We start from the raw sequence: 13,314 nt of genomic DNA on the forward strand, positions 1-13,314 counted from the left end.
CGCCCGCCGCACGGTGCTCCGGCGCGAGGAGCGCGCGGAGCCGGCGGAGCTAGCGGACCTCGGCCCCGGGCGCGGGCGAGGTCGCCGCGCGGGCCGTGCGGCAGGTGCCGGACGCGCGCAGGGCGGCGGCGACCTGCTCGGCGGCGTCCGCGTCCTTGACCAGGAAGGCGGTCGTCGGGCCCGAGCCGGAGACCAGGGCGGCCAGGGCGCCCGCCGCGGTGCCCGCCGCCAGGGTGTCGGCGAGCGCGGGGAACAGGGACAGCGCGGCGGCCTGGAGGTCGTTCGACAGGGCGCCCGCGAGGGCCGTGGCGTCGCCGGTGCGCAGCGCCTCCAGGAGGGCCGCCGAGGCCTGCGGGGCGGGGGCGTCGGGGGTGAGGCGGTCGAACTCGCGGTACACGGCGGGCGTGGAGAGGCCGCCGTCGGCGAGGGCGAACACCCAGTGGAAGTCGCCGCCCACCTCCAGCTCCTGGAGCCGCTCGCCGCGCCCGGTGCCGAGGGCGGCGCCACCGACCAGGCTGAACGGCACGTCGCTGCCGAGCTCGGCGCAGATGTCGAGCAGCTCGGCCCGGGACGCGCCGGTCCCCCAGAGCGCGTCGCAGGCGAGCAGGGCGCCCGCGCCGTCCGCGCTGCCGCCCGCCATGCCGCCCGCGACGGGGATGTCCTTGGCGATGTGGATGTGCACGTCGGCGGAGCGGCCGTGGCGCTCGGCGAGGGCGAGGGCCGCGCGGGCCGCGAGATTGGTGCGGTCCAGGGGCACCTGGGCGGCGTCCGGGCCCGAGCAGGTGACGCGCAGCTCGTCGGCGGGCGCCACCGTCACCTCGTCGTACAGGCCGACGGCGAGAAAGACGTTGGCGAGGTCGTGGAAGCCGTCGGGGCGGGCGGGGCCCACGGCGAGCTGCGCGTTGACCTTCGCGGGGACGCGGACGGTGACGCTCACGCCGCGGCCCCCTTGTGCTCGGCGATCCGCGCGAACTCCTCGACGGTCAGGGACTCGCCGCGCGCCTGCGGGGACACGCCCGCGGCGACCAGGGCGGCCTCGGCCGCGGCGGCGGAGCCCGCCCAGCCCGCGAGGGCGGCCCGCAGCGTCTTGCGGCGCTGGGCGAAGGCGGCGTCCACGACGGCGAACACCTCCCGCTTCGAGGCCGAGGTCTTCACCGGCTCGGCGCGCCGGACCAGGGACACGAGGCCGGAGTCGACGTTCGGCGCGGGCCAGAAGACGTTGCGCCCGATGGCGCCCGCGCGCTTGACGTCCGCGTACCAGTTGGCCTTCACGGAGGGAACGCCGTACACCTTCGAGCCGGGGGCGGCGGCGAGGCGGTCGGCGACCTCGGCCTGCACCATCACGAGGGTGCGCTCCAGGCTGGGGAAGGTGTCCAGCATGTGCAGGAGCACGGGGACGGCGACGTTGTACGGGAGGTTCGCGACCAGGGCCGTCGGGGCGGGGCCCGGCAGCTCGCGCACCAGCATGGCGTCGCTGTGCACGAGGGCGAAGGAGTCCGCCTTCGCCGGGAGCCGGGCCGCGATCGTCGCCGGGAGGGCCCCGGCAAGCACGTCGTCGATCTCCACGGCGGTGACGTGCGCGGCCGTCTCCAGGAGCGCGAGGGTCAGCGAGCCGAGGCCCGGGCCCACCTCGACCACGACGTCGTCGGGGCGGACCTCCGCGGTGCGGACGATGCGGCGGACGGTGTTCGCGTCGATGACGAAGTTCTGGCCGCGCTGCTTGGTCGGCCGGACGCCGAGGGTCGCGGCCAGCTCGCGGATGTCGGCGGGGCCCAGGAGGGCGTCGTGCTCGGTGCTACTCACCGCCCCAGGGTATCCGCGCCCCGCCCCGGCCCCGGGCCACGCGGCGTCCGCCCCGGTGGTGGCCGCCGGCCGGGCCCCGGGGGCTACAGGCGTTTGCCGCAGTGCGGCCAGGGGCTCGCGCCGCGCTGGACGTAGAGCTTCTTCGCGCGGTGGGTCTGCTCGGCGGCGGGGGCGTCCTGCGGGCGTCCGGAGCCGCCGAGGCCCTGCCAGGTGCGCGTGTCGAACTGGTAGAGCCCGCCGTAGGTGCCGGAGGGGTCGACCGCGTTGGGCCGCCCCCCGGACTCGCAGGTCGCGAGGGCGCCCCAGTCGAGCCCGTCGGCCCCGGGCACGGACGTGGGCGGGGCCTTGGTGCCGACCTTCACGATGCGCGTCTGCGGCTCGCGCACCACCTCGCTCTTGATGCGCCGCGGCTTCTGCTTCACGCCGTTGACGGTGCGCAGCGCGTAGGTGACCCGCCGGGCCCCGGTGTGCCCGGCCTGCACCACGGCCTCCGTGCCGCGCAGGAGCGAGGCGTCCTCGGTCTTGCGGACCTCGAAGGGGATGACCTCCTCGCGCACCTCCTTGCGGCCGGAGATGCGCATGACGGTGATGGTCTGCCCGTCGCGCGGGAAGCTGTCGGGCGGCGCGGACGTCGTGTCGGAGCCGCGCAGGGTGACGCCGGACTCCTCCACGGCCTCGTGGACGGTCGCGGCGTTGGTGCGGAGGGTGCGGGCCCGGCCGTCGGCCATGACGGTCACGGTGCGCTCGGTGCGGACGTCGAGTTCGAGGCCCTCGCGGGCGATGCGCTTGCTGCGCGAGGCCGACAGATAGGCGCCCTCGGCGCGCACGCCGAGCTGGCGCAGCGCGCCGTCGACGGTGCGGGCGGTGGTCCACACCTGGCGGCTCTTGCCGTCGAGGGTGAGCCGCACGGGGCGGCCGTAGCGGACGGCGATCTCGTCGCCGCTGGCGAGCACGGTCCCGGCGGTGGGCGCCACGATGTCGTGGGTGCCGACGTCCACGCCCTCGTCGGCGAGGAGTTCCCCGACGTCGTCGGCGAAGGTGTGCAGGGTGCGGGACTTGCCGTCGACGCTGAGCTGGATGGCCTTGTCGTTGGCGACGAAGGCGGAGGTGCCGCCCGCGAGGAAGGCGACGACGAGGGCCTGCGGGACGAGCCTGCGCAGGCCGTCGGGCCGCTCGCCGCCCCGCTTGCGCCGCGCGGCGCGGCGGGCCCGGGCGCGCCCCGCGCTCCGGGGCCCTTCGGCCTGCCGGGGCAGCAGGGGCGCGGCGTCGACGTCGGCATCGGCGTCCTGGGCGGGCTCGGCGAGCGCCGGGGCGTCCACGGCCCCGGCGTACTCGACGTGCTCGGCGTATCCGCCGTACTCCGGGCCGCCGGGCGCGCTCCCGTCCCCGCCGACCGCGTACGCGCCGTACTCCCCGGCCCCCGGGGCCATTTCGTACGCCGGCCGGTACGGATCCTCGTACCCTCCGTGCCCCACGGCGGCCGCGCCGCCCCCGTACGGCTCGTGGGGCGCGAACGGCGCCTGCCCATACGTCTCGTACTGCGGTGTGCTCACGGCGACGCTCCAGCTGACATGTGAACCACTGACAAGCCATGTGCAGATCGGCTTGCAGAACCTAGCGGAGCGGCCGTCACTCTCCAAAGCAGGGTGACTACTCTGTGTCGCGGCACTGCCCCAGGCTGTCAGGCCCTGGAACGCTTCGGTCGTTATCGATCAGTAATCAAAGGCACGGGCCGTGTTCGCCGAGACCGCCTCGGCCATGGTGTCCTCGTCGACGCCCCGCACCTCGGCCATGGCGCGCAGCGTGACCGGAATGAGATAAGGGGCGTTGGGCCGTCCGCGGTAGGGCGCGGGGGTCAGGAACGGGGCGTCGGTCTCGACGAGGACGAGCTCCCGCGGGGCCACGGCGAGGGCGGCGCGCAGGTGTCCCGCGTTCTTGAAGGTGACGTTGCCCGCGAAGGACATGAAGTAGCCGTGCTCCGCGCACACCTCGGCCATCGCGGCGTCGCCGGAGTAGCAGTGGAAGACGGTGCGCTCGGGGGCGCCCTCCTCCTTGAGGATGCGCAGCACGTCGTCGTGGGCCTCGCGGTCGTGGATGACCAGGGCCTTGCCGTGCCGCTTGGCGATCTCGATGTGGGCGCGGAAGGACCGTTCCTGCGCGGCCATGCCCTCGGGGCCGGTGCGGAAGTGGTCGAGGCCGGTCTCGCCGACGCCCTTGACGTGCGGCAGCGCGGCGAGCCGGTCGATCTCGGCGAGAGCCTCGTCGAGCGCGGCCTCGCCTCCGGCGGCACGGGCCCCCTGCCGCGACCAGCCGTCGGGGTCGCCGTGCACGATGCGCGGCGCCTCGTTCGGGTGAAGGGCCACTGCCGCGTGGACGGCGGTGTGCGCGGCGGCGGTCTCGGCGGCCCAGCGGGACCCGGCGACGTCGCAGCCGACCTGGACGACCGTGGTGACGCCCACCGCCGCGGCCTTGGCGAGCGCCTCGTCGACGGTGGAGGACTGCATGTCCAGGTGGGTGTGGGAGTCGGCGACCGGGACCCTGAGCGGGGCGGGGGCCGGGGGCGGGGTGGTGTCGGCGGGCATGCCCCGATCCTACGGAGCCCGGCCGTCTCCCCGGAGCCCGGCCGTCGGGCCCCGCGCCCCGCCCCCTGGCCGCGGCGGGCCTCAGCCCGCCTTGCGGTGGTTCTGGAAGGGGTGCAGCAGGTCCGAGAGGTGCCAGTGGTGCTTGGCGGGGTCCTCGGCGGCCTCGGCGGAGCCGTCGCTCGCCGGGACCTTCGTGGCCGACGGCGGGTGCTCGGTGTGGGGCTGGCGGTGCATGGACTCCAGAGCGGACCGCACGGTCGACACCTGGCCCGCGCGCATGATCCGTACGACGTGGCCCCCGCAGTTCAGGCAGGTGGGCCGGGTGAGCGGGGACGGCACGCGCTGCCCGCCCGCCAGATACATCACGAACTCCTGCCCCTTGGCGTCCACGTGGTGCTCTATCTCGTACGACTGTTCCCAGCCGTGCCCGCAGCGCATGCAGGCGAACGCGTAGGACTCATGGACGACGTCGACAGCCGTGCGGTGACCGGTGTCTGCGATCTCACTCATGCGAGCTCCTCTTGTCCGCAGGACAAGCGCCACCGGCCCGGAGCGTCCTGCCCGGACCCGGGCCTGGCGGCGAGGGACGGGTGCGTCCCTGACCACCAGTGGACGCCTTTCCCGCAGCGAGTGCACCAGACCTGTGCACTGTTGGGCCCGATTTGGCATTCCCATAGGAATTCGGCCGGACGCGGGGCCCGCGCTTTTGCCTTTCACGATAGTCCTTTGCCAGGCGATGGGCCGCTCGGAGGAATAAAACCCCCGCGTACCCAAAGCCCGGCGAGGACAGAAAAGGTGCAGGTAGCAAGCGTGTGCGCCGGTATCTCACGCCCCTGCGCACACGCTGTCGCACCCGTCTCGCGTCACGCCCCAGGCGCGTGCTTCGCCGCGACCACGGCGTCGAAAACACGCCGCTTGGGGAGCCCGGCGTCGGCGGCCACCGCGGCGATCGCCTCCTTGCGCCGCTCCCCCGCCTCCTCGCGCACCCGGACCCGGCGCACCAGCTCGTCGTCGTCGAGCTCGTCGGCGCCGCGCTCGGGCGCGCCCGTGACGACGACGGTGATCTCGCCGCGCACCCCGTCGGCCGCCCACTCGGCGAGCTCCTTGAGGGGGCCGCGGCGGACCTCCTCGTACGTCTTGGTCAGCTCGCGGCACACGGCGGCCCGGCGCTCGGGCCCGAAGGCCTCGGCCATCGCGGCGAGGGCGTCGGCCAGGCGGTGCGGGGCCTCGAAGTACACGAGGGTGCGCCGCTCGTCGGCGGACTCGCGGAGCCGGGCGAGGCGTTCGCCCGCCTTGCGGGGCAGGAAGCCCTCGAAGCAGAACCGGTCCACGGGAAGCCCGGAGAGCGCGAGCGCGGTCAGGACGGCCGAGGGGCCGGGCACCGCGGTGACCCGGATGCCGCGCTCGACGGCGGCGGCGACCAGGCGGTAGCCGGGGTCGGAGACCGACGGCATGCCCGCGTCGGTGACGAGCAGCACCCGCGCGCCGCCTTCGAGCGCGTCGGCGAGCTCGGGCGTGCGCGCCGACTCGTTGCCCTCGAAGTACGACACCACGCGGCCGCCCACGCTCACGCCGAGCGCCTGCGTGAGCCGCTTGAGCCTGCGGGTGTCCTCGGCGGCCACGACGTCGGCGCGCTCCAGTTCGGCCGCGAGCCGGGGCGGGGCGTCCGCGGGGTCGCCGATGGGGGTGCCCGCGAGGACGAGCGTGCCGGCGGTGTCGGGAGAGCCCGCGGGCGTGGTGCCGGGCGTGCCGTCGGGGCTGGGGTCTGCGCTTCCTGTCACGGTTCCATCCTCGCAGGGGCGGGCAGCGGGACTGTCACAGTCTGGTTCCCTACGATGGCGCGGTGACCAGTACCGCGTCGTCCCCGGACACTCGTGAGGGCCGCCGAGCCGAGGAACAGCAGCCGTCGCCCTGGCACCGCAGACTGCGCCGCTTCGGCCACGCGGCCCGGACCGGGGCCGACGTGCGGGCGCGGCTCGTCCCGCCGTACGCCGAACCGAGCTCGCGGATCTGGGCGGCGCTCGGGGTGCCCCCGGCCGCCGCGCGGCGGGTGACGCGCTGGTCGGGCTGGGGCGGGCCGATCCTGGTGGCTCTCGTCGCGGGCCTGCTGCGGTTCTGGAACCTGGGCAGCCCGAAGGCGGTGATATTCGACGAGACGTACTACGCCAAGGACGCCTGGGCACTGATCCACCGCGGCTACGAGCTGAGCTGGCCCGACAAGATCAACGACACGGTCATCCAGCAGGGCGACGGCATCGCGCTGCCCACGGACGCCGCGTACGTGGTGCATCCGCCGGTCGGCAAGTACGTGATCGGCATCGGCGAGTGGCTGTTCGGCTTCGATCCGTTCGGCTGGCGGTTCATGACGGCGGTGCTCGGCACCCTTTCGGTCCTGATGCTGTGCCGGATCGGGCGGCGCCTGTTCCGCTCCACGTTCCTCGGCTGTGTCGCGGGCGCGCTGCTCACCGTGGACGGGCTGCACTTCGTGATGAGCCGGACCGCGCTGCTCGACCAGGTCCTCATGTTCTTCGTGCTTGCCGCGTTCGGCTGCTTCCTGGTGGACCGGGACCGGGCGCGCGCCCGGCTCGCGGCGGCGCTGCCGCTGGACGCCGACGGCGCGGTGCGCCCGGACCGGCGCGTCGCCGAGACCACGCGCCTGGGGTGGCGGCCGTGGCGCTGGGCGGCCGGGCTCTGCCTCGGCCTGGCCTTCGCGACCAAGTGGAACGGCCTGTACGTCATGGTGTTCTTCTGCCTGATGACCGTGGCCTGGGACGTGGGCGCGCGCCGCGTGGCCGGGGCGCGGCGGCCGTACGCGGCGGTGCTCAGGCTGGACGTCCTGCCCGCGTTCGTCGCGACGGTGCCGGTCGCCGTCGGCACGTATCTGCTCTCCTGGCTCGGCTGGATCCTCTCGCCGAGCGACGGCACCGGCGGCTACTACCGCAACTGGGCGGCGACGGACGGCAAGGGCGGCAGCTTCACCTGGCTCCCGGACTGGCTGCGCAGCCTGTGGCACTACGAGAACAAGGTGTACGACTTCCACGTCGGCCTGTCCTCGCCGCACACCTACCAGTCGAACCCGTGGAGCTGGATCGTCGACGGCCGTCCCGTCTCGTACTTCTACGAGTCGCCGCTGCCCGGCAAGGACGGCTGCCCGGCCGACACCAAGGAGAAGTGCGCCCGCGAGGTCCTCGCCCTCGGCACCCCGCTGCTGTGGTGGGCGGCGGGCGCCGCGCTGCTCTACGTGCTGTGGCGGTGGTTCTTCCGCAGGGACTGGCGCGCGGGCGCGATCGTCTGCGGGGTCGCGGCGGGCTATCTGCCGTGGTTCATGTACCAGGAACGGACCATCTTCTACTTCTACGCCGTGGTCTTCGTGCCGTTCCTGTGCCTGGCCGTGGCGATGCTCGTGGGCGCGCTGATCGGGCCGCCGGGCTCCAGCGAGCGGCGCCGGGTGGCGGGCGCGGCGAGCGCGGGCGTCCTGGTCCTGCTGATCTTCTGGAACTTCATCTACTTCTGGCCGATCTACACGGGCACCGCGATCCCCATCGACTCGTGGCGCTCGCGGATGTGGCTGGACACCTGGGTCTGAGCGGGCGGCGGGGGCGGGGTTCAGCGCACGGGGAAGCCGAAGGAGTAGCCCTGCCCCTTGAGCCAGGGCAGGAGGCGGCGCAGGGCCTCGACGGTCTGGGTGCGGTCGCCGCCCGCGTCGTGGAAGAGGAGCGTCGGGCCGTTGGGCAGCTCCCGCTGGACGGTGGCGACGATGGCGTCCGTGCCGGGCCGCTCGAAGTCCTTGGTGTCCACGTTCCAGCCCAGCGGGCGCATGCCGCGGGAGGCGGCGAGCTTGCGGCTGTAGGGGGTGAAGGCCCCGCCGGGTGCCCGGTAGTACATCGGCCGCACGCCCCCGGACGCCTTGGTGATCATGCGCTCGGCGTCGAGTATCTGCTGCGACTGGTAGGCCTGGGAGTCCTTGTCCATGGCGGTGTTGTGCGACACCGAGTGGTCGCACAGCCGGTGCCCCTCCGCCACCACCTTCTTGACGAGGTCCGGGTGGGCCTGCGCCTGCGTGCCCACCATGCAGAACGTGGCCTTCACGTCGTACTGGCGCAGCAGGTCGAGCATCGGCGGGGTCCACTTGGGGTCGGGGCCGTCGTCGATGGTGATGTTGACGGCGCGCTTGCCCTTCTCCGAGGCGTGCGCGATGGACTCCGAGACCGGCTTGACGGCGGACTTGCCGGGGCCGGTCGCCCGCGGTGCCGCGTCCTCCGTGCCACCGGCCTGCGCGGTCCACACCGAGGCGCCGGTGGCGAGCAGCATCACCCCGAGCGCCGCCCCGACCACCTTGCCGTACCAGCCCCGCCCGCCGCTGTGCCGCGCCATGTCCGCCCCTCTCACAGTCCCCAGCCGATCCCCGGTCACCCTCGCGACCGCACGGCAAGAGGGGGCGGGGCGGCCGGAGGATCCCGCTGTTACGGATCACGGACAATTCCGGGAGATTTCGCGGACAACTCCCCCGCGAACGGCGGCCGGAACCGCACGGATCGACTCGATCGCTCGCCTCCGCGCCGACGCGGACCGAGAATGCTGCGATGGATCAGGGCATCGCCGGGCTGGCCGCGGGCATCGCAGGGCTCATCGGGGCCGGGGTAGGGGGACTTGCCACGGCCTACGGGGCCCGCATCGGCGCGCAGAAGACCATCGAAGCAGCTCGGACGCAGGTCCAGGCGCAGTCGTCCGTCGACCATCAACAGTGGGTCAGGGACCAGCGCCGCCAGGCGTGCACCGACGTCTTCGACGCGTTCAGCCGCTATTCGCGGGCGGCGAGCGTGTGTGGATCCCACGTCAGGGCGGACCGCGCGGTGTCGAGCGACGAGATCGGCGAACTGACCGATGCCACCCTCGACCTGACGGTCGTGGCGGGGCACTTGGAGCTGTGGGGGCCCGACGACATCGTCACCGCCGCGCAAGGGATCACCGACACGGCGCACACCCAGCACCGACTGTTCGTGCACTGGCTCGCGGCGTTCGCGTCCGGCGACGCGGACGCCCTGGGCGAGCAGGTGAGGCGGATCGACTCCGGCTGGGGGGACCTCGCTCGGGCGCGGGCGGAATTCGTCGGGGCCGTACGGACCCAATTGGCGTTTCCCGCGCCCCATTCGGTTCTGTCCGATCCGTACCGGTCCAGCCATTCTTCCTGACACATAGCGATCGAGAATTCGGCCGGAGATCCGGCCAAGACGGACCCGCCCTGGGGAAAGCCGGGGTGGGGCGGCGTTCCTGCTCCTAAAGTGAGGCCATTCCTGGGGAGGGAGCGCTTCATGAGCAAACGGGTGAAGAGCGTCATCGTCGGCGGGGTCTTCGCCGTCATGGTGGGGGGCGCCGGATACGGCACGTACAACGTGGTGAACGCGCTGAACGACGACGGCGGTTCGGCATCGCCCGCGGCGGCGCGGAAGAAACCGCTCGACGCGAAGGAGGTCCGCGACACCGCGCGGACGTTCCTCGCGGCATGGGCGAAGGGGGACGCGGACACGGCGGCCGTGTACACGAACGACGCGGAGAGCGCCGCGCGCGCCCTGACCGGCTACCGCGAGGACGCGCACATCCGCCGCGTGCGCCTGACGCCGGGTCGGATCGACGGCACGCGCGTGCCGTTCTCGGTACGCGCGACCGTGTCGTACGGGGGCACGTCCAAGAGCCTGGCGTACGAGTCGTCGTTCGAGGTCGTGCGCGGCCGGAGCACCGGGCGGCCACTGGTCGACTGGGAGGCATCCGTCGTGCACCCCCGGCTGCACGAGGGCGAGAGCCTGGAGACGGGCGAGGCCTCGGCGCCGCCCATCAGGGCCGTGGACCGCGACGGCAGGGTCCTGACGCCCGACGCCCACCCCTCGCTCGCGCCGGTGCTCGCGCAGCTGCGGACGGCGTACGGCGAGAAGGCGGGCGGCCGCCCGGGGATCGAGCTGTATGTGAAGCGGGCCTCGGCGGACGCCGGCACGACGACGCTGCTCACGCTCGCCAAGGGCAGACCCGGCACGCTGCCGACGACGCTGAGCGCCGCCGCGCAGCGGGCCGCCGAGGACGCGGTCGCCCGGCACCCCGAGTCGTCGGTGGTCGCGGTCAAGCCGAGCACCGGTGAGGTCCTCGCGGTCGCCAACCACCGCGAGGACGACTTCAACGCGGCCTTCCTGGGCGAGCTGGCGCCCGGTTCCACCATGAAGATCGTGACCGCGGCGATGCTCATCGACAAGGGCGTCACCAAAGCGGGCGGCCCGGCGCCGTGCCCGTCGACGGCGACCTGGCAGAGCCAGACCTTCACCAACCTCACCGGCCTCGCGCCGGACGACGGGGCCACGCTCGCGGACAGCTTCGCGCGCTCCTGCAACACCGCGTTCGTGAAGCTCGTCGACGAGAAGCCGCTCACCGACGCCTCGCTCACCGAGGAGGCGCGGGACAACTTCGGCCTGGGGCGCGGCGACTGGCGCACCGGCATCCCCTCCGCGGACGGCTCCGTGCCCGCCTCCACCGGGCCCGACCGGGCGGCGAACGCCATCGGCCAGGGCGAGGTGCAGCTCAACCCGCTGAACCTGGCGTCGGTGACGGCCACGGCGATGACGGGCTCCTTCCGGCAGCCCGTGCTCGTGCCCAAGTCGTTCATCGACGGCGAACTGGCCACCGCGCGCGGCCTGTCCGGGAGCACGGTCGCCCAGCTGCGCCAGATGCTGCGGCGCACCGCGCTCTCCGGCACGGGCGCGCGGGCCATGGCGGGCCTCGGCCCCGACGTCGGCGCGAAGACCGGCTCGGCGGAGGTCGACGGGCAGGCGCGGCCCAACAGCTGGTTCACGGGCTACCGCGGTGACGTGGCGGCCGCAGCGATGGCCCAGGAGGGCGGCCACGGCGGGGACACGGCGGGCCCGATCGTAGCGGCGATCCTGCGAGCGACGCGCTAAACGGGCCCCGAGGGGGGCGCGCCCCGAAGGGGCGCGGGGAACTGCGCGCCCAGCCACAGACGACCCGCAGGCTGGACATAACCCAATCCAACGACACTGCGAACCGTGCCCGGACGGGCTGCCGCTAGGTTGGGCCTTCGGTGAGTTGAGCAGAGTGCGGCGGGGGCCGACGGGGAATCGCGGAGGGCTGGTTCGTGGGCAAGAGAAGACGTGTGGCCGAGCGCAAGAAGGTGCGTCGTCCGGGCGTGCTCGGCGGGGCCGCGGTCGCCGTCGTGTGCGGCGTGGGCTTCGCCGCGTACGCCCTGGCCGGGGAGCCGGAGAAGGGCGGCTCCGGCGGGGCGGACGGCAAGCCGGTGGCGTCGGGCCCGCCGACGGCCGCGGAAGTGCGCGCCACCGCGCGGGGGTTCCTCGCGGCCTGGGCCGCGGGCGACGTGGACCGGGCGGCCGCGCTGACGGACGACCGCGAGGCGGCCCGGACGGCCCTGCGGTCGTACCAGAAGGACGCCCGGATGACGAAGGTGCGGCTCACGCCGGGCAAGCCCGCGGGCCGCACGAGCCCGACGGTGCCGTTCAAGGCGGCGGCGACGGTCTCGTACGAGGGAAACCGCAAGGCCGAGGGCGCGGTCGGCACGGTCCGCAAGCCGTACGCGTACGCGTCGGCGCTGCGGGTGGTGCGCCGGGCGTCCGACGGCCACACGCTCGTCGACTGGCGCCCCTCCGTCGTCCACCCGGAGCTGAAGCCCGGCGACCGCCTGGTCACCGGCGAGGCGGGCACTCCGCCGATCAAGGCCCTGGACCGCGAAGGACGCCCGCTGACCGCCGCGAAGTACCCCTCGCTCGGCACGGTCCTCGACGGCCTGCGCGACAAGTACGGCAAGAAGGCGGGCGGCACCGGCGGTATCGAGCTGCGGATCGTGCGCAAGGACGCGCGGGACGCGGCGCGCACGAAGACCAAGAGCGACGACGCGAAGGTGACGCCCGACAAGACGCTCCTGACGCTCGCGCCCGGCACCCCGGGCACCCTGAAGACCACGATCAGCCCCGCCGCGCAGGCGACGGCCGAGCGGGAGACGGCCAAGCGGAAGCGGGCGTCCGTCGTGGTGGTGAAGCCGAGCACCGGCGAGATCCTGGCCGTCGCCAACTCCAGCCCCGGCGGCTTCAACACGGCCTTCCAGGGCTCGCTCGCGCCCGGCTCCACGATGAAGGTCGTCTCGTCGGCGATGCTCCTGGAGAAGAAGCTCGCGGGCGTCGACAAGAAGCACCCCTGCCCCAAGTATGAGACGTACGGCGGCTGGAAGTTCCAGAACGACGACAAGTTCCAGATCAAGAACGGCACGTTCCGGGCGAGCTTCGCACGCTCCTGCAACACGGCCTTCATCAGCCAGGCGAAGAAGCTCTCCGACGACGACCTGACGAAGCAGGCCCGGGACGTCTTCGGGCTCGGCAACGACAACTGGTCGATCGGCGTGTCGTCGTTCGACGGCGCAGTGCCGGTGCAGTCGGACGCGCAGATGGCGGCGTCGCTCATCGGCCAGGGCGGGGTGCGGATGAACCCGCTGAACATGGCGTCGGTGGCGGCGACGGTCAAGTCCGGCACGTTCCGGCAGCCGTACCTGGTCCCGCCCGCCCTGGACAAGCGGAAGCTGGCGACGGCCGCGCGGAAGATGTCCCCCTCCACGGCGTCCGCCCTGCGCGACCTCATGCACTACACGGCGGTCGCGGGCACCGCGGTCAAGCCGATGTCGGGCCTCGGCTCCGACTCCGGCGCGAAGACCGGCTCCGCCGAGGTCGACGGGCAGAAGAAGCCCAACGGCTGGTTCACGGCGTACCGCGGGGACGTGGCCGCGGCGGCGGTGGTCCAGGCCGGCGGGCACGGCGGCGACTCGGCGGGCCCGGTGGTGCGGGCGGTGCTGCTGGCCGGAGGCTGAGGCCCGCGCGGCGGGGCGGCGGCCCGGCGAAGTGACGGGCCCGCGGGGTGACGGGCTCGC

General features: G+C 73.9%; 11 protein-coding genes. 4 read left to right on the top strand and 7 right to left on the bottom strand.

Translation table 11 applies throughout. The features are described 5' to 3' along the window. Nucleotides 1-49 precede the first annotated feature (49 nt). From MQV74_RS18190 to rsmI, 6 genes are all read right to left on the bottom strand, one after another. Complete coding sequence (locus MQV74_RS18190; RefSeq protein WP_242718972.1) at nt 50-937, bottom strand: 4-(cytidine 5'-diphospho)-2-C-methyl-D-erythritol kinase; 888 nt, start codon at nt 935-937, stop codon at nt 50-52. Continuing rightward, nucleotides 934-1,803 carry a 16S rRNA (adenine(1518)-N(6)/adenine(1519)-N(6))-dimethyltransferase RsmA gene (rsmA, locus tag MQV74_RS18195; RefSeq protein ID WP_242718974.1) on the bottom strand — a complete coding sequence of 290 codons (870 nt, stop codon included), beginning with the start codon at nt 1,801-1,803 and terminating at the stop codon, nt 934-936. Before rsmA ends, MQV74_RS18190 begins: the two co-directional genes overlap by 4 nt. A gap of 83 nt (nt 1,804-1,886) precedes the next feature. Beyond that, nucleotides 1,887-3,356 carry a resuscitation-promoting factor gene (locus MQV74_RS18200; RefSeq protein WP_242718976.1) on the bottom strand — a complete coding sequence of 490 codons (1,470 nt, stop codon included), beginning with the start codon at nt 3,354-3,356 and terminating at the stop codon, nt 1,887-1,889. A 159-nt stretch (nt 3,357-3,515) separates the two neighbouring features. Beyond that, the gene (locus tag MQV74_RS18205) at nt 3,516-4,385 is read right to left on the bottom strand and encodes a TatD family hydrolase (protein ID WP_242718978.1); all 870 of its coding nucleotides are present in this window, start codon (nt 4,383-4,385) and stop codon (nt 3,516-3,518) included. 81 nt (nt 4,386-4,466) lie between these two features. Further along, nucleotides 4,467-4,895: a hypothetical protein gene (locus MQV74_RS18210; protein WP_242718980.1), complete on the bottom strand. Its 429-nt coding sequence runs from the start codon at nt 4,893-4,895 to the stop codon at nt 4,467-4,469. 353 nt (nt 4,896-5,248) lie between these two features. After that, on the bottom strand, nt 5,249-6,166 hold the full coding sequence (gene rsmI / locus MQV74_RS18215) for a 16S rRNA (cytidine(1402)-2'-O)-methyltransferase (protein WP_308402281.1): 918 nt from the start codon (nt 6,164-6,166) through the stop codon (nt 5,249-5,251). Nucleotides 6,167-6,228: 62 nt separating this feature from the next. On the opposite strand from rsmI, the gene MQV74_RS18220 reads away from it, so the two are divergent. Next, nucleotides 6,229-7,971, top strand: coding sequence for a dolichyl-phosphate-mannose--protein mannosyltransferase (locus MQV74_RS18220; RefSeq protein WP_242718982.1), 1,743 nt, complete (start codon nt 6,229-6,231; stop codon nt 7,969-7,971). Between the two features lie 20 nt (nt 7,972-7,991). Here MQV74_RS18220 and MQV74_RS18225 read toward each other — a convergent pair whose 3' ends face one another. Next, nucleotides 7,992-8,759 (bottom strand): polysaccharide deacetylase family protein, encoded by a 768-nt coding sequence (locus tag MQV74_RS18225; RefSeq protein WP_242718984.1) that lies wholly within the window; start codon nt 8,757-8,759, stop codon nt 7,992-7,994. Between the two features lie 209 nt (nt 8,760-8,968). Between MQV74_RS18225 and MQV74_RS18230 the strand changes: the two genes are divergently transcribed. The 3 genes from MQV74_RS18230 (at nt 8,969) to MQV74_RS18240 (ending at nt 13,254) form a co-directional block, all read left to right on the top strand. After that, nucleotides 8,969-9,577, top strand: a complete 609-nt coding sequence (locus MQV74_RS18230; RefSeq protein WP_242718986.1) for a hypothetical protein — start codon at nt 8,969-8,971, stop codon at nt 9,575-9,577. A gap of 120 nt (nt 9,578-9,697) precedes the next feature. After that, nucleotides 9,698-11,326 (top strand): penicillin-binding transpeptidase domain-containing protein, encoded by a 1,629-nt coding sequence (locus tag MQV74_RS18235; RefSeq protein WP_242718988.1) that lies wholly within the window; start codon nt 9,698-9,700, stop codon nt 11,324-11,326. Nucleotides 11,327-11,520: 194 nt separating this feature from the next. Further along, the gene (locus tag MQV74_RS18240; RefSeq protein ID WP_242718990.1) at nt 11,521-13,254 is read left to right on the top strand and encodes a penicillin-binding transpeptidase domain-containing protein; all 1,734 of its coding nucleotides are present in this window, start codon (nt 11,521-11,523) and stop codon (nt 13,252-13,254) included. The last annotated feature ends 60 nt before the right edge of the window (nt 13,255-13,314 follow it).

This window comes from Streptomyces sp. AN091965 (assembly GCF_022698285.1).
In the GTDB taxonomy this organism is placed as follows: Bacteria; Actinomycetota; Actinomycetes; order Streptomycetales; family Streptomycetaceae; genus Streptomyces.